The organism is Mycobacterium sp. PDNC021, assembly GCF_048282635.1.
Classification (GTDB): domain Bacteria; phylum Actinomycetota; class Actinomycetes; order Mycobacteriales; family Mycobacteriaceae; genus Mycobacterium; species Mycobacterium llatzerense.
In genome coordinates this window covers 95,903-112,238 of the sequence record NZ_CP182502.1, presented here as the reverse complement: position 1 = coordinate 112,238, position 16,336 = coordinate 95,903, and the positions used below count along the sequence as shown (strand labels likewise).

Genomic DNA, 16,336 nt, shown 5'->3' with positions numbered 1-16,336 from the left:
ATGATGGAGCCTCCTATCGGGATTGAACCGATGACATTCCGCTTACAAGGCGAACGCTCTACCACTGAGCTAAGGAGGCATGCGGTCCGAGAAGGCTCGAACCGCCCAGAATCCTAACCCGTCAGGGTGCCTGGGTGGATCCCGGCTGGTCCTGGCCGTTCTCGTCCACGACCCGCTGCGAGGCCGCGGCCCGAGCCGCCGCGCGCCTGCCGCGCTGACGGCTCCCCGGAATCCGGCCGGCGATGTTGCTCAGCGGATTCACCGCGTCGTTGAGCACGAGCACCGCGTCGTACAGCTTGTCGACGGTCGGGGCGAGCCCAGCGAGTACGGGCGCCAGTTGGTTGAGGTTGTCGACGACGTCGTTCAACTTCATCAGGGCGCCGTCGGGTGCGGTGAGGACGTCGATGGCGCCGCCTTCGTCGAGCAGTCGTTCGGCGATGCCGCCCTCGCTGAGCAGTCGGTCCACCAGGCCGCCGTCGGCGAGCATCTTGTCGACCGATCCGCCATCGCCGAGCAGGCGGTCGGCGATGCCGTCCGCTCGCAGCACCCGATCGACCACGCCGTTGTCGGCCAACAGTCGGTCGGCGATGCCACCTTCGCCGATCAACCGGTCGGCGATGCCCTCCGGTCGAAGGACCCGGTCCACAATGCCGCCGTCGGCGAGCACCTGGTCCACGACGCCGCCTTCGGCGAGACCGCGGTCGGCCACCCCGCCCGGGGCGAGCACCCGGTCAAGGATGCCGTCGGTGGACAGCACGCGGTCGACGACACCGCCGTCGGCGAGGACGCGGTCGGCTGGGCCGCCCGGTTCGAGCAGTCGGTCGACGATGCCGCCGGTACTCAGCAGTCGGTCCACCACACCGTCGTCGGCAAGGAAGCGGTCGGCCGGTCCGTCCTTCGCGATCAGGCGGGCGGCGATGCCGTCCTCGCTGAGTACCCGGTCCACGACACCGTCGGGGGCGAGCACCTGTTCGGCGAAGCCGCCCGGGGCGAGCACTCGCGACAACGCGCCGTCGTCGGATGTCAATTGGTCCAGCAAGCCACCGTCGAGGGTCAGCTGGTCGATGATGCCGCCTGGTGCCAGTGCTCGCGTCACGGCACCACCTTCCGCGGTGAGGCGGTCGAGGAGGCCGCCGTCCTGGCTGATCTGGTCGACCAGACCGCCCGGGCGTAGTAGTCGATCGAGCACGCCGCCCGGCGCCAGCGCCCGGCCGAGGGGAGCGTCGTCGTCGATCAGTCGGGTGAGGCGACCGGCCCGGCTGAGCGCGTCGTCGAAGCCGAAGATGCGGCTCATCGACGGGGCGACGATCGCCGGCCCGCTGCCGTTCAGACCCCGCTGGACGGCGGTGACGGTGTCGCCGGCGATTTCGAGGCTGGCGGAGGCGATGCGGAGCGGTGTCGAGGCCAGGTCTGACAGGGCTTTACCCAAATCCATCGGCCAAGTGTATGGCGCCGGTCACATCCGATGTGGCCGAGGTGCGAGAGGTCTGGCAAATGCCTGCGCGACTCACAGTATCTTCACAGCCACCAGGCAGGGAGGATTTAAGGCCTGCGAGGACCATGGCTGCATGGCCATGGCTGCACTTCCCGAGGCGACGCCCGAAGCACGGATTCTGGTAGTCGACGACGAGACCAATATCGTCGAGCTACTTTCGGTGAGCCTGAAGTTCCAGGGCTTCGAGGTGCACTCCGCCTCCAACGGCCCCGCCGCGCTGGACAAGGCCCGCGAGGTCAAGCCGGATGCGGTGATCCTCGACGTGATGATGCCGGGCATGGACGGGTTCGGCGTGCTGCGCCGGATGCGGGCCGACGGTATCGATGCGCCGGCGCTGTTCCTCACGGCCCGCGACAGCCTGCAGGACAAGGTCGCCGGTCTGACGCTCGGCGGCGACGACTATGTCACCAAGCCGTTCAGCCTCGAAGAGGTGGTGGCGCGGCTGCGGGTGATCCTGCGCCGCACCGGCCGTGGTGTCGAAGAGCCGCGCAGCGCCCGGCTGACGTTCGCCGACATCGAACTCGACGAAGACACCCACGAGGTGTGGAAGGCCGGGGAACCGGTCTCGCTGTCGCCCACCGAGTTCACGCTGCTGCGCTACTTCATCATCAACGCGGGCACCGTCCTGTCGAAGCCGAAGATCCTCGATCACGTGTGGCGTTACGACTTCGGCGGTGACGTGAACGTCGTCGAGTCCTACGTGTCGTACCTGCGCCGCAAGATCGACACCGGCGAGAAGCGCCTGCTGCACACCCTGCGCGGTGTCGGCTACGTGTTGCGCGAGCCGCGGTGATGAGCGCGCGCGCGAAGAACAGACAACACTGAGCGCTTTGCGCGATTCCTGGGTGGACATCGCCAACAATGGAGTGATGACACGCCTGCGTTCACGCGGCATTCCGCTGCGGCTGGGGCTGGTCGCCGCGACCGTCCTGCTGGCGGCCTGCGGTCTGCTGGCCTCCGGCATCGCAGTCACGTCGATCATGCAGCACAGCCTGGTCAACCGCGTCGACGAAACCCTGCTCGACGCCTCCCGCAGCTGGGCGCAGGAGCCGCGGCGGATGCCCGCCACTCCGATCGAGGGCCCGAACCCGGCACGGCCGCCGTCGAACTTCTATGTGCGCGGCATCGATCCCGACGGCCGGGTGTGGATCGCCGTCAACGACAACGATGCGCAGCCGTCCCTGCCGGACAGCAACGACGTCGGCCCGGTGCCGACGACGGTCGGCTCGATCCATCATTCGGATGTCAAATGGCGGGCCATGACGGTGCGCGGCCCGGCCGGCGAACTGACGACGGTCGCGATCGACCTGTCCGACGTGACGTCGACGGTGCGGGCGCTGGCCTGGTCGCAGGTCGGCATCGGCGCCGCGGTGCTGTTGATCCTGGGCGTCGCCGGGTACGTCGCGGTGCACCGCAGCCTGCGGCCGCTCGTCGAGGTGGAGCGGACGGCCGCCGACATCGCCGCCGGGCAGCTCGACCGTCGTGTGCCGGCACGGGACTCGCGGACGGAAGTCGGCCGATTGTCGTTGGCGCTCAACGGAATGCTCGCGCAGATTCAGGGCGCGGTGGCCTCATCGGAGCAGTCGGCGGAGACGGCGCGTACCTCCGAGGAGCGGATGCGGCGCTTCATCACCGATGCCAGCCACGAGCTGCGGACGCCGCTGACCACGATTCGCGGCTTCGCCGAGCTGTACCGGCAGGGCGCTGCCAGTGACGTCGAGATGCTGATGAGTCGGATCGAGAGCGAGGCCCGCCGGATGGGTCTGCTGGTCGAGGATCTGCTGCTGCTGGCGCGGCTGGACCAACAGCGGCCGCTGGAGCAGCGCCCCGTCGACCTGTTGATCCTGGCCACCGACGCGGTGCACGACGCCCGGTCGATCGCACCGTTGCGGACGGTGTCGCTGGAACTGCTGGACGGGCCGGGCACCCCGGAAGTCCTGGGCGACGAAGCCCGGTTGCGCCAGGTGCTGGGCAACCTGGTGATGAACGCGGTGCAGCACACCCCGGAGTCCGGTGGCATCACCGTGCGGGTCGGCACGGTCGACGGCGACGCGGTACTCGAGGTGTGCGACCAGGGCCCTGGCCTCACGGCCGAGGATGCCCACCGCATCTTCGAGCGCTTCTACCGCACGGACTCGTCGCGCACCCGGACCAGCGGCGGCACGGGCCTCGGGCTGTCGATCGTCGACTCGCTGGTGCGGGCGCACGGCGGCGTCGTCACCGTGACCACGGCGCCGGGCCACGGCTGCCGATTCACGGTGCGTCTGCCCCGGGTCGGCGGCGCCGCCGGCTCTGCCGAAGTAGCCGGCTCAGCCGGCGGTGCCGAGGGCGGCGACGATCTTGGCCTGAGCCTCGTCGAGTGATTCCGGCGACGGGTTGCGGTCGACATTGGCGAAGCCGAAGTCGGACAGGTTGCGGGCCGGGAAGACGTGCACGTGCAGGTGCGGCACCTCGAGCCCGGCGATGATCACACCGGCGCGGGGCGCGTCGAACGCCGTGCACACCGCGCGGCCGATCTGCTGTGACACCGCCATGACCTTGCCCCACAGCTCGGGGTCCAGTTCCTGCCAGTTGTCCACCTCGGCCCGGGGCACGACAAGCGTGTGGCCCTGCGTCATGGGCTCGATGGTGAGGAACGCGACGACGTCGTCGTCCTCGTAGACGAATCGGCCCGGCAGGTCGCGGTTGATGATCATGCTGAAGACGGTCGGCATGGGCCCAGCCTATTGCTCGACGCGGGTGCCGGACAGCCAGGGATCGATGTGCGTGGCGAAGGGGCTGTCGCCGATGGTCTCGTAGTCCTGCTGAAAAGCGTCCGCCGTCAGGTGTTTTCGCGGATTCCGGCCGGTCCCGATGAATCCCGCGAGCTCGAAGTCGAGGGCGCGGGACAGCGATTTGTTGCCGCCGAAGTAGACGGCGCGTTTGACGGCCGCGATGGCGTAGGGGGAGCGCCGGGACAGCCGCTGCGCGGTGGCGTGGACGTCGTCGAGGAGGTTTGCGGCGGGCACGAGTCGGTGCACGACGCCGGCGTCGAGTGCTTCCCGCGCGGTCAGCGGTCGGCCTTCCAGCATGTGTTCCAGTGCGGCGGACATGCCGAGCATGGCCGGAAGTCGTTGGCTGCCACCGCCTCCCGGCACCAGGCCCGCGAGAATCTCGATCAGGCCGATGCGGACCTGGTCGGCGTCGGCGGCGATCCGCAGGTCGCAGAACAGCGCGAGCTCGAACCCGCCACCGAGGGTCGTGCCGTTGATGGCGGCGAGGTAGACGACGCCCGAGCGGTTCATCCGGGTGATGGTCCGCTTGAGGATGGCGCTGTAGACGATGCCGGTGCCCCAATCGCCGCCGCGGGTCTCGGTGGCCTTGAGCAGGGCCGGGACGCGCATGGCGGCGTTGTTGAGCTTGATGGACCAGCCCACGGCGCGCGGCGGCAGCGGCGGCGTCGCCAGCTGGAAGAACAGTTGCACCTGTTCAGGTTCGGAGTGCGAGATGAACTTGTCGCCGGTCCCGGTCAGGATCACCGCGCCGACCTCGGGATCTAGATCCGCGGCGCGGGTCAGCCGGTCCATGTCCTTGACCAGCCGCAGCGACAGGAACTGGTTCGGCGGGTCGTCGAACCGCGCGGTGAGGACGCGGCCGTCCTGCTGCAGCGTCAGGGTTTCCAGGTCCAGCTCGGCGGTACGTACCGGGGCTCGTCGTGGCACGGCGGTCTTCCTAGGAGTTCACGGTCTGGACCAGGGCTGGGATGGGCCCGTCCGGCACGATGGTGAGGGGCGCAGTGATGGGGAACGTCGATTCGCGCGACGTCAGCCGGCAGTGCCGGACGATCGACGCCAGCTCCAGGGTCGCCGCGGTCAGGGCGAAGAACTCGCCGATGCACGACCGCGGCCCGCCGCCGAACGGCAGGAACTGCCATTGCATCCGCGAGCGGCCCGCGCTGAACCGGTCGGGATCGAATTCCAGTGGGCGGTCCCATAATTCCGGGTCTCGGTGCATGGCGTACACGCCGACCAGCAGCATGCTGCCCGCCTCGACGCGGAAACCGTCGACTGCCATGTCCTGCCGGGCAATCCGCATCACACCGGGCGTCGGGCCGCCGAGACGCAGGGCCTCCTGGATGACGCTCACGGTGTAGGGCAGCTGGCTGCGCGGATTGGTCCGCAGTGCCGCCTCGTCGACCGCCGACACCTCGGCCGCGACGCGGTCATAGATGTCGGGATGACGGCCCAGCGACCAGAGTGCGTAGGCGAGCGTCGTCGCGGTGGTCTCCAGCCCGGAGGCCAGGAAGATGACGAGCTCGTGGCAGATCTCCTCGTCCGTCAACGGTTCTGAGGTCTCCGGATCCCGGGCCTCCATCATCGCGCGGACCAGGGGCGCGCTCAGCTCCGGATCGGTGCGGCAGTCCTGCAGGATCTGTGCGGCGAGGTCGTGCGCCACCTTGTTGAATCTGACCGCGAAGCGGCGTTCCCTGGTCGGCACCCAGCTCGGCAGCTTCACCGGTGCGCGGCCCCGGTCGGCGATGTACTTGCTGATCCGGCGTAGTGGATCAACCAATTCGTCTGTGTAGGAACCGGGTTCGAATCCCATGATGGTGCGGCCGAGCACCCGCATGGTGATCCGCCGGCTCTCCTGGTCGAGGTCGATCTCGGACCCGTCGCGCCACGAGGTCGCGGCGTCGGCGGCGATGTCGTACATCTGCCCGTTGAGTTCGGCGATGCGTGCGGTGGTGAACACCGGTTGCAGCATGCGCCGCCGCCCGACCCATTCCCGGTGGCTGAAATTCAGCAGCGATCCGCCGTTGAGCTTCTGCTGCTCGGTCATGAACGGGAAGTCGCGGTCGACGGCCGGGTACGTGGCGGTCAGGACGTCGCGAGCGCCCTGCGGAGAAGTCACGGCGACGATCGGCGGCATCATCCACTTCGGGGCGATCCGCACGGTGGTGACCGGACCGCCCGCGTCGCGGAAGGTCTCACATCCGCTGTGCGCCAACTGGATTGCGGCAATTCGCTCGCGCAGGCTCAAGGGTACGTCGGGGGCCGGCGGCAGCCGGCCGACATCGGTTGTATCGGTTGACACTGTCGGCTCCTGTCGTCAGATGCCGTACCGGACACCGGTGTGGTGTTCGGCGGCAACCCAATTCGCGGTCATCAGAGCCTGGTCGGTGGCGGCGCGGCCGGCCTTCGCCGGAGCCGGGAGGCCGCGCATCCCGAAGAACCGGTTGGGCCCGTAGTAGCCGCCGGCGACGACGTCGTCCGCGGCGGCGGCGTAGGTGATCGACAGGGCCGCAACGTCCGCCGGCTGACCGATGGCCCGGCACGAGGCACGCCACGAGACGTCGCCCCACTTGCGGCCGGAGTGCATGCCCGCGTCGGTGTCGGCCCAACCGGGTTGTGCGGATACCGATTTCACCGTGCTCCCGGCAGCGGTGAGGCGGCGCTGCAGCTCACCCGCGAACAACAAGTTGGCGAGCTTGGCCTGGCAGTACCCGTCGAACGCGGAGTACCTGCGGGTGCGCCACCCGGGATCGGCGGGCGCGAGCTTGCCGAAGCCCGGTCGGCCGACGAACTCGTGTGCCCGGCTGGTGACCACCACGACCCGGTCGGTGATGCGGTCCAGGAGCTGGCCGACCAGCGCGAAATGTCCGAGATGGTTGATGCCGGTGTGTAATTCGAAACCGTCGGCGGTCAGTCCGTAGGGCACGTGACACACCCCGGCCAGCGCGATGACGGTGTCGACGGGGCCACAGGCAGCCGCTGCGGACTTCACAGAGTCCAGGTTGGCCAGGTCGAGATTCAGAGTCTTCGCGGCAGGGCCGATTTCGGCGGCCAACGCCTCGGCTTGCTCAGGGCGGCGGCACGCCAGGATGACCTGAGCTCCCGCATTCGCCAGGTGCCGCGCGGTGGCGGCGCCGAGGCCGCCGTTGGCACCGGTGATCAGGACTGTCCGGCCGGTCTGGTCAGGAATGTGCGCGCCGAGCCAGTCTTTGGCCACTTTGGTGGCATTGGCGCCGATCGACCGTGTCATCTAGCCGCGGGCCCACTTGGGCTGGATGAAGATGCCCTCGGCTTCGATGGTGACGCCCTGGTCGTCGGCGATGTGGGCGACGCCGTAGGCCTTGAAGCCCTCGGTGCGCACGATGCGTGCTTCGGCTCGCAGCTTGCCCAGCGGGGTGGGGCGCACGTACTTCACGTTGATGGTGCCGGTGAACCGGGTCGTGCCGTCGTTCGACGACACTTCGCCCAGCACATGGTCGAGAATCATGGCGCAGACGCCGCCGTGCGCGTGGTTGGGCGGGCCCTCGTAGGCGGCGCCGAGGGAGAACTCGGACCAGACGTAGTCCTTTGCTTCGAGAACGACGGTCAGCGGCGGTGCGACCGGGTTACGCAGCCCCACAACGGCATTGGCCCATGGCAGCCACTCACCTTCGGTGGTGAAGCGCAGGCCCCAGGTCTTCTCCAGCTGCTTGGACCGCAACCGCGCGGTGGCCGATTCGATCTCGGCTTTCGCGGCCGCGATGGTGTCGGCGTCGGCGTCGCTGCGGACCGTCGCATCCATCAGTTCCCGGACCGATTGGGTCAGCGGCTCGAATACGGAACGGAGGCGTTCGGCTTCCTCGGGGCTGAGGGTGTCGGTGCTGAAGTCGAGCATGTCGCTACTAGAACATGTTCTACCGGACGCTGTCGAGCCCAAAGTTTGCTGCGATGGTCGTCGAGGGTTTGCCACAGCGGCGGGCGTCGCGGCAGTGGGCGCGCGGTCCGCAAGCTGATTCACAGCATTGGTCGGTGTCCTTCGAAACACTGTTATCGGTTGTGCGGCAACGTGGTTCCCGCTGTGACGGGGGTTACATCAATCATTGCGTCGAGCAACTATTGAAACAGGTTCTAACTAGTTCGCTAAATTGATAATTAACGCCTCCGACGTGGATATTTACGCCAAAGCAATATGGACTGCACCGGGATTGCGTGTTACAAACTATTGCCGTTAGTTGCTGATATCAGTACGGCGAAGAACAGCCATGCCGTTATGTCCACGCGCACACGACAGTTCTGAGCAGTCCGCGGATTGCGTGCCGCCGCTCGTGGATGACGTTGCCGAGGAGGACAAGAATCTTGACCAATCCAGTAGTCGTTGCGTATGCGCGAACCCCGTTCACGCGTTCGCTGGTAGGTGGACTGGCCAACGTTTCTGAGTTCGACCTCGCGAGCACGGTGATCCGTGAGGTGATCGACCGCGCCGGCGTCGACCCGCAGTGGATCGACAACATCGTGATGGGTGAGGTGCTGCAGGGCGGCGGCTGCATCGCCCGCTACTCGGCCCTGGACATGGGGCTGCCGCTGGACACCCCGGCCGTCGCGGTCGGCGGTTGGTGCGCTTCGGGAATGATGGCGATGCACCAGGCCGTGGCGACCATCAAGGCGGGCATGGGCAAGTGCGTCATCGCCGGCGGCCTGAACACGCCGTCGGCGTCACCCTTGGCGGGTCCGCAGTTCGCGGCCACCGGCATCACCGACACCAAGATCGCCCCGATGCATCCCGGCATCGGCGAGATGCCGGCGCTCGACCTGGCCCGCACCCTCGGTGAGGGCACCGCGCGGATGTTCGGTCTGACCCGCGAAGAGGTCGACGAGTGGTCGGCCCGGGCGCACACCCTGGCCTCGGACGCCATCGACGCGGGCGTGCTCGATGTCGAGAAGGTTGCCGTAACTGTCGACGGCACAGCCGTTTTCGATGACGAACTGCCGTGCCGCGACTTCAACATGAAGAACCTGTCCGCGCTGACGTCGTTCCTCGGTGAGGACTGCACGGTGACGCCGGGCAACCAGACGGGCCTCACCGACGGTGCCGCCGCCGTGATGATCTGCGACCCCGACTTCGCCGCAGCGCAGGGCCTGACCCCGCTGGCGGAGATCGTCGGCTGGTCGGTCGTCGGCTCGGAGCCCGAGCGCGCCACCGAGGCCGCGATCACCGCCACCCGGCGCGCCCTCGACGGCGCCGGCATCGGCATCGAGTCCGTCGACCTGTACGACGTCCACGACTCCTACGCCTCGATCGGCATCGCCTACGAACGCTCGCTGCACATCGGCCGCGACCGGCTCAACGTGCACGGCGGCGGCCTGGCGCTCGGCCACCCCTACGGTGCCTCCGGTACCCGCGTGGCCGGCACCTTGATCAATGAACTGCAGCGCCGCGGCGGCGGTATCGGCGCCGGTGCGATCGTCAGCGCGGGCGGCCTGGGTGCCGCCGTCGTGCTCAACGTCTTCCCGCCGGCGGCGTGACGCGACGATGCTCGAGCTGATCTCGCGCGTCGTCATCGCCGCGCCCAAACGGATTCTCCTGGCCACCGTCATTCTGATGTCGCTCTTCGGGGTCCTGTCCGCACCCGTCGCAGACATGCTCGGCGCCGGTGGATTCACCGACCCCGACGCCCAGTCCAACCGCGCCAACAAGGTGCTCACCGAAGAGTTTCACCGCGGCTTCGTCAACCTGAATCTGCTGGTGCAGGCCAAGCAACCGGTGACCTCGGCGCCGGTGCGGGTCCAGGTGGACCGGCTGGTCACCGAGTTGCGCGGCACCGAGCACGTCGCCCGGGTGCTGTCGCCGTTCGAAGCTCCTGATCCGGTCGCGGCCGGTCTGGTGAGCAAAGACGGGCGCTCGGCTCTGGTCATCGCCTTCATGGACGGCAACGAGACCACCGGCATCGCGTCCTCCACCGCGTTGGTGGAACGCTATGTCGGCGGGCGGGATCCGGGCCTCACCATCTCGGCGGGTGGTCCCGGCGCCGTGTACTCCGCGGTCAACGAGCAGAGCCGGCACGATCTGACCCTCAGCGAGGCCATCGTGCTGCCGCTGACGTTCCTGGTCCTGGTGTGGGTGTTCGGCGGCGTGGTCGCGGCCCTGGTGCCGCTGGCAGTCGGGGCCTTCGCGATCTCGGGTTCGGTTGCGATCCTTCGGGTGCTGGCCGAGTTCGTCGACGTCTCGATATTCGCGCTCAACCTCGCGGTGGCGTTGGGACTGGCCCTGGCCATCGACTACTCGCTGCTGCTGGTGAGCCGGTACCGCGAGGAGATCGGCGACGGCTCCCATCCCGACGAGGCGTTGCGGCGCACCATGCGCACCGCCGGCCGCACTGTCGTCTTCTCGGCGGCCACGGTCGCGCTGTGCCTGGCGACCATGGCGGTCTTCCCGATGTACTTCCTGCGGTCGTTCGCCTACGGCGCGGTGTCGGTGGTGGCCATGGCCGCGCTCGCCGCGCTGGTCATCACGCCGGCCGCCATCCGGGTCACCGGCAAGCGGATCGGCAAGCCGGGTCAGCGTGGTCCGCTGACCGAATCACGTTGGTACACCTGGACGCACGCGGTGATGCGTCGTCCCAGGATCGCGGCGGCCGTCACCCTGATTCCGCTCGTCATCGTCGGGCTGCCGTTCCTCAACATCAAGTTCGGCTTCCCCGATGACCGCATCCTGCCGACCACGTCATCGGCGCGTCAGGTCGGTGACCACATGCGCAGTGACTTCACGCAGGACGCCGGGTTGCCGGTGCACATCGTCCTGTTGCACGGCAACGGAACCCGCGACAACGCCGCCATCGACGCCTACGCCGCGGAGCTGTCCAAGGTGCCGACCGTGGTGGCCGCGGCCGGACCGGGTGCCACCTACGCCGGTGGACGCGCGATCGGTCCCGCCGGGCACGAGGCCGGTACCGGCACCGACGCCAGCTTCCTGACGGTGACCACCACGACGCTGCCCTTCAGCGCGGCGTCCGACGAAGCGCTGGACCGGCTGCACGCCGTGCCGCCGCCGGCCGGGATGACGCCGCTGTTCACCGGTGCCGCGCAGTCCAACCGCGAGGGCGTCGAGGCCATCGCCACTCGGGTGCCGACCATGCTGGGGCTGATCGCGGTGGTGATGTTCGTCCTGCTGTTCCTGCTGAGCGGCAGCGTGATCATCCCGTTGAAAGCGTTGGTGCTCAACGCCTTGTCACTCACCGCGACGTTCGGTGCGCTGGTGTGGATCTTCCAGGAGGGTCACCTCGGCGGCCTCGGCACCACGGTGGTGGGCACTTTGGTATCGACCATGCCGGTGCTGATGTTCTGTGTCGCGTTCGGTCTGTCGATGGACTACGAGGTGTTCATCATCGCCCGCATTCGCGAATTCTGGCTTGCCTCAGACAAATCCGATCAGGCCGGCCGCGAATCGGTGGCACTTGGTCTGGCCGGCACCGGCCGGATCGTCACCGCTGCAGCGCTCGTCATGGCCATCACGTTCGCCGGGCTCGTCGCGTCGCAAGTGTCGTTCCTGCGCATCTTCGGGTTCGGGCTGGCGGTCGCGATCCTGGTGGACGCCATCGTGATCCGGACGGTGCTGCTGCCGGCCGTCATGGTGCTCCTGGGCAAGGCGAACTGGTGGGCGCCGGCACCACTGGCCCGGCTCCATGCCCGCATCGGTCTGAATGAGGGTGCGCCAGAAGAGAATTCGTCAATTCCAGCGGAAGTCGGGTAATGAATCAGATGGTGACACGGAGCCTGCTGTTGACCGGTGCCACCTCGGGGCTGGGGCTCGGGCTGGCGAAACGCGTGGTGGGACAGCCCGGTTGGCACGCGGTGCTGCCGGTCCGCAATGCCAAACGGGGCGAAGAACTGAAGGCGGCGCTCGGTGACCGTGCCGCGGCCGGCACCACCCATATCGTGGTGTGCGACCAGGGCAGCCAAGAGAGCGTGCGCAACGCCGCCGCCGAGATCGCGCGCCTGGTGGCGGACGGCGTCATCCCGCCACTGTGCACCGTCGTGCTCAATGCCGCAGTGCTGCGCAACGATGCGCACGAGCTCAGTCCCGACGGCATCGAATTGACCGTGGCCACCAACCTTTTGGCCCCGCACTCGCTGCTGGCGCGGATCAGTCCCCAGCTGGCCGCTGATGCGCGCGTCATGATCGTCGGGTCGCCGACCATCCGCCAGACCCTGTTCCAGCGACTGGCTCGGGTCAAGACCGCCCAGTGGCAGCCGCTCGCCGAGCAGTGCCTGCCCAGCGATGACGGAGTCCAGGCGTACGCGCGCACCAAACTCGGCTTGTTCTACCTGTCCCGCGCGGCCGGCGGCCTGGTGCCCGAGGGCATGTCCGCGGCGTATTTCGATCCGGGCGTGATGCCCGGGACGAACATCCTGCGCGAACGTGGTCAGTTCAGCCAGGTCTACTGGCGCCGGGTGCTGCCGTACATCGCGTGGACGTTCGGCGGGGTCACCGTCGGCCGCGGCGCGCGGTCGATGTCGCCCTATGTGCTGCACCAGAAGTCGATGGGGGACAGCGGATTCCTCTCGGTCAAGTGGGGTAAGCGCGCACCGGCAGTCGACCCGGCGCGGGTGCACGAGTACTTCGTGGAGGCCAACGAGATCACCGGAATCGGCGAGTCCGACGCCGCGCCGTGGTGGTCGCAACCGGACCGCCTGCTCGGCCAGGCGGTCGGGCCCCGAGCCTGATGGCGCCACGCAAGTCACTGGTCATGGGAGCCAGTGGCTTCCTCGGCTCCCACGTGACGCGTCAGCTCGTCGAACGCGGCGACGACGTCCGGGTGCTGCTGCGGGAGAGTAGCGCGACCCGCGGCATCGACGATCTCGACGTCGAGCGTTGCTACGGAGACATTTTCGACGACGACGCCGTGCGGTCCGCGATGGCCGACCGGGACGTCGTCTTCTACTGCGTCGTCGACGCCCGGGCCATGCTGCCCGACCCGGCGCCGTTGTTCCGGACCAACGTCGATGGCCTGCGGCAGGTGCTCGACATCGCGGTGGACGCCGAGCTCGACAAGTTCGTCTTCGTCAGCACCATCTGCACCATCGCCGTCAGCGCGGACGGCAGCGCGGTCACCGAGGAGACCCCGTTCAACTGGGCGGACAAAGGCGGCGACTACGTCCGATCACGGCGTGCCGCAGAACAACTCGTGCTGGATGCGGTCGCCGAACGGGGATTGCCCGCCGTCGCGATGTGTGTGTCGAACACCTACGGCCCACGGGACTGGCAGCCTACGCCGCACGGCGAGATCGTGGCGCGCACCGCCGTCGGCCGGATGCGGTTCTACGCCGCCCACGCGGCCGCGGAAGTGGTCGGTATCGAGGACGCGGCACGGGCGCTGCTTCTGGCAGCTGAGCGCGGCCGCGTCGGGGAGCGCTACATCATCTCGGAGAGCTACCTGCCGCTGCGCACCATCTTGGAGACGGCGGCCGACGAAACCGGCGTCCGGCCACCACGATTCGGCATCCCGAAGGCCGCCATGTACGCGGGCGCCTACGCCTCGCTGCCGCTACGCGCGGTGCGCCCGGGCAAGATACCGCCGCTGCTCACCATCACGCGGCTGCTGCACCTGACGTCACCGGCGGACAACAGCAAGGCGCGGCGGGAGTTGGGCTGGGAACCGGAGCCGACGGTGAACGCCATCCGCCGCGCGGCCCGGTTCTATGTTGAACATGTGGAATAACGCCGAGAGGCCAGTTATCGCACGGATTTTCGAGAAATACGTGTGACAACTGGCCAGTCGGCGGTTACTCGGCAGGCTGCTCGAACTTCATGGCCTCGAGGTTCCAGTAGCCGCGCAGGTTGGTGATCAGCCCCTCTGCGTTGACCTTGTACGTGAAAGGACCGCGGACGGTCGCGACGAAACCGTTCGGGAATTCGGTGCGCAGCACCAGGATGTAGGCGATCTCGTTGGGCGAGCTCGACGGGAACGTCTCCTCGCAGGTGATCGTCAACTGGTTGGGCCCGATGTTGGTGTCGTAGAAGGCGGCCAGCGCCTCCTTGCCCTTCACGCCGGTACCGTCCGGGTTGGTGACGGACTCGCCGATCGGGTCTTCGACGACGATGTCGTCGGCCATCAGGGCCAGCCAGCCCTCTCGGTCGTGGCTCTGGACGCAGCGCCACGACGACTGCGACGCGGTGACAACGGGATTCATGCTTCTCCTTTTCATACCGAAACGGCATTGCGGCAGGCGGCTACTCGAACTTTCCCTGCTGGAATGCCGTTTCGGCCTGGGGTGTCTCGCTCAGCGGTCGGCGTCGGTGTACCGGATGACGCCGCGGATGTTGCGGCCCTCCAGCATGTCCTGGTAGCCCTCGTTGATCTGCTCCAGCTTGTACTGCCGGGTGACCATGTCGTCCAGGTTCAGGCGGCCGGCCTTGTACATGGCCAGCAGCGACGGGATGTCGTGGTGCGGGTTGCCGCCGCCGAAGATGGTGCCCTGCAGGCGCTTCTGCATCAGGGTCAGCATCGACAGGTTCAGCTTCACGTCCAGGCTGGCCATGTTCGCGACCGCGGTCACCACACAGGTGCCGCCCTTGCTGGTGATGTTGAGGTAGTTGTCGATGTCCTCGCCGTGCAGTTCGCCGACGGTGACGATGGTCTTGCTGGCCATGCGGCCTTCGGTGACCTCCGCGACGCCTGCCATCGCGCTGAAGATGTCCGGGTAGGCGTGGGTGGCACCGAACTTCAGGGCGTTGTCCCGTTTGAACTCAACAGGATCCACGACGAAGACGTTGCGGGCACCGGCGTTCAGGGCACCCTGCAGCGCGCCGGTACCGACACCACCGACACCGACGATGCACACGTCGTCACCGGGGCGCACGTCGCCGCTGCGGACCGCCGAGCCGTAGCCGGTGGTGACACCGCAACCGACGAGGCAGGCGACCTCGAACGGGATGGTCGGGTCGATCTTCACGACCGAGCTCTTGTGCACCACCATGTACGGGCTGAAGGTGCCCAGCAGGGTCATCGGGAGGACCGGGGTGCCGTCCGTGGTGTGGACGCGGTTGGTGCCGTCGGAGACGGCGGCGCCGGTCAGCAGGTACATACCCAGGTCGCACAGATTGCGCATGCCGGCCTGACACGACGGACACTCGCCACACGACGGGATGAACGACAGCACGACGTGGTCGCCGACGGCGATGTGGTCGACGCCGGGGCCGACCTCGACGACGATGCCCGCGCCCTCGTGGCCGCCGAGGACCGGGAAACCGGCCATCGGGATGTCACCGGTCACCAGGTGATGGTCGGAGTGGCACATGCCCGAGGCTTCCATCTGGATCTTGACCTCGTCCTTGACAGGGTCGCCGATCTCGATTTCCTCGATGGTCCACGGCTTGTTGAACTCCCAGATGAGAGCACCTTTTGTCTTCACCGCATGTGCCTTCCACTAGAACGTGTTTCACTCAGACTAGAGGCAATAGTTAGATACGTCACACCCACCCCCAATCAACTGCTTGGGCGGGTTTCACCAGATCGGGACCGGAGCTTCGCCCAGCGGGTAGTAGCCGGGCAGCTGCTCGCCGGCCAGGCTGCGCTGGATGCGCTGCTGCATGCCCTTGGACAGTTTGCCCGCGGTCATCAGGTCCAGGTAGAGCTTCTGCACATGGCCGAAATCGAAGAAGTCGCGCTGCCAGGCGATCTTCGGTTCCCCATCCACATTCTCCAGCCGGAACCAGCTGCCGCCGATGCCGTAGACCTCGAAACGCGCGGAATCGGTGGCTCCGGCCGAATTGTCGGCTCCGCCGACGATCTGCTTCCAGAAACCGACGACCTCGCCCTGCTTGTCGTCGATCACCACCCGTTGGTACGGGTACTTCCAGCCTTCGAGGCCCTCCATCTCCAAACCCAAAGCAATATCGCGTATCTCATCGACGCCGAGGCACATCACGTCCTCCTTGGGCCCGATGTTCCAGCCGTAGGTGGCATCGTCGGTGTAGAAGTCGGCCATGGGCTTCCAGTCACCGGCCGCCTCGGCGTCCCGGTTGACCTGCAGCCACCGCTGCACCCACTCTTCGAGTTGTTCGCGGGGGAATGACGTCATTGTCTTGTCCTTT

General features: G+C 67.6%; 15 protein-coding genes and 1 tRNA gene. 6 read left to right on the top strand and 10 right to left on the bottom strand.

Features of this window, described 5'->3' with window-relative positions:
• Positions 1-4 precede the first annotated feature (4 nt).
• Together ACNO8X_RS00620 and ACNO8X_RS00615 are read right to left on the bottom strand one after the other, a co-directional pair.
• A tRNA-Thr gene (locus tag ACNO8X_RS00620) sits at positions 5-79 on the bottom strand.
• A gap of 42 nt (positions 80-121) precedes the next feature.
• Positions 122-1,435: a hypothetical protein gene (locus tag ACNO8X_RS00615; protein ID WP_418003707.1), complete on the bottom strand. Its 1,314-nt coding sequence runs from the start codon at positions 1,433-1,435 to the stop codon at positions 122-124.
• Between the two features lie 133 nt (positions 1,436-1,568).
• Here ACNO8X_RS00615 and ACNO8X_RS00610 point away from each other — a divergent pair, with 133 nt between their 5' ends.
• Positions 1,569-2,288 carry a response regulator transcription factor gene (locus ACNO8X_RS00610; protein WP_133762436.1) on the top strand — a complete coding sequence of 240 codons (720 nt, stop codon included), beginning with the start codon at positions 1,569-1,571 and terminating at the stop codon, positions 2,286-2,288.
• A 76-nt stretch (positions 2,289-2,364) separates the two neighbouring features.
• Positions 2,365-3,858 (top strand): sensor histidine kinase, encoded by a 1,494-nt coding sequence (locus tag ACNO8X_RS00605; protein WP_418003706.1) that lies wholly within the window; start codon positions 2,365-2,367, stop codon positions 3,856-3,858.
• Here the strand turns inward: ACNO8X_RS00605 and ACNO8X_RS00600 are convergent.
• Genes ACNO8X_RS00600 through ACNO8X_RS00580 form a run of 5 tightly spaced genes read right to left on the bottom strand, consistent with a single transcriptional unit; the run spans position 3,805 to position 8,140 of the window.
• A complete protein-coding gene (locus ACNO8X_RS00600) occupies positions 3,805-4,209 on the bottom strand; it encodes an HIT family protein (RefSeq protein WP_418003705.1) in 405 nt (134 codons plus the stop codon). The two genes, ACNO8X_RS00605 and ACNO8X_RS00600, sit on opposite strands and share 54 nt — an antisense overlap.
• 9 nt (positions 4,210-4,218) lie before the next feature.
• Positions 4,219-5,196: an enoyl-CoA hydratase/isomerase family protein gene (locus tag ACNO8X_RS00595; protein WP_418003704.1), complete on the bottom strand. Its 978-nt coding sequence runs from the start codon at positions 5,194-5,196 to the stop codon at positions 4,219-4,221.
• A gap of 10 nt (positions 5,197-5,206) precedes the next feature.
• Positions 5,207-6,568: a cytochrome P450 gene (locus tag ACNO8X_RS00590; protein WP_418003703.1), complete on the bottom strand. Its 1,362-nt coding sequence runs from the start codon at positions 6,566-6,568 to the stop codon at positions 5,207-5,209.
• A 15-nt stretch (positions 6,569-6,583) separates the two neighbouring features.
• The gene (locus ACNO8X_RS00585) at positions 6,584-7,516 is read right to left on the bottom strand and encodes an SDR family NAD(P)-dependent oxidoreductase (protein WP_418003702.1); all 933 of its coding nucleotides are present in this window, start codon (positions 7,514-7,516) and stop codon (positions 6,584-6,586) included.
• The gene (locus ACNO8X_RS00580; protein ID WP_260972271.1) at positions 7,517-8,140 is read right to left on the bottom strand and encodes a PaaI family thioesterase; all 624 of its coding nucleotides are present in this window, start codon (positions 8,138-8,140) and stop codon (positions 7,517-7,519) included. It lies immediately after the preceding gene.
• Between the two features lie 461 nt (positions 8,141-8,601).
• Between ACNO8X_RS00580 and ACNO8X_RS00575 the strand changes: the two genes are divergently transcribed.
• Genes ACNO8X_RS00575 through ACNO8X_RS00560 form a run of 4 tightly spaced genes read left to right on the top strand, consistent with a single transcriptional unit; the run spans position 8,602 to position 13,961 of the window.
• The gene (locus ACNO8X_RS00575; protein ID WP_418003701.1) at positions 8,602-9,768 is read left to right on the top strand and encodes a thiolase family protein; all 1,167 of its coding nucleotides are present in this window, start codon (positions 8,602-8,604) and stop codon (positions 9,766-9,768) included.
• Positions 9,769-9,775: 7 nt separating this feature from the next.
• Positions 9,776-11,992: an MMPL family transporter gene (locus ACNO8X_RS00570; RefSeq protein WP_418003700.1), complete on the top strand. Its 2,217-nt coding sequence runs from the start codon at positions 9,776-9,778 to the stop codon at positions 11,990-11,992.
• 8 nt (positions 11,993-12,000) lie between these two features.
• A complete protein-coding gene (locus tag ACNO8X_RS00565; RefSeq protein ID WP_418003699.1) occupies positions 12,001-12,966 on the top strand; it encodes an SDR family NAD(P)-dependent oxidoreductase in 966 nt (321 codons plus the stop codon).
• Positions 12,966-13,961 (top strand): NAD-dependent epimerase/dehydratase family protein, encoded by a 996-nt coding sequence (locus tag ACNO8X_RS00560; RefSeq protein ID WP_418003698.1) that lies wholly within the window; start codon positions 12,966-12,968, stop codon positions 13,959-13,961. Before ACNO8X_RS00565 ends, ACNO8X_RS00560 begins: the two co-directional genes overlap by 1 nt.
• A gap of 64 nt (positions 13,962-14,025) precedes the next feature.
• Here the strand turns inward: ACNO8X_RS00560 and ACNO8X_RS00555 are convergent, their stop codons facing one another.
• The 3 genes from ACNO8X_RS00555 to ACNO8X_RS00545 form a co-directional block, all read right to left on the bottom strand.
• On the bottom strand, positions 14,026-14,433 hold the full coding sequence (locus tag ACNO8X_RS00555; protein ID WP_418003697.1) for a nuclear transport factor 2 family protein: 408 nt from the start codon (positions 14,431-14,433) through the stop codon (positions 14,026-14,028).
• Positions 14,434-14,523: 90 nt separating this feature from the next.
• Entirely contained in the window at positions 14,524-15,654 is a 1,131-nt protein-coding gene (locus ACNO8X_RS00550) for an NDMA-dependent alcohol dehydrogenase (protein ID WP_418003696.1), read from the bottom strand.
• A gap of 93 nt (positions 15,655-15,747) precedes the next feature.
• Positions 15,748-16,323: a nuclear transport factor 2 family protein gene (locus tag ACNO8X_RS00545; RefSeq protein ID WP_418003695.1), complete on the bottom strand. Its 576-nt coding sequence runs from the start codon at positions 16,321-16,323 to the stop codon at positions 15,748-15,750.
• Positions 16,324-16,336 lie beyond the last annotated feature (13 nt).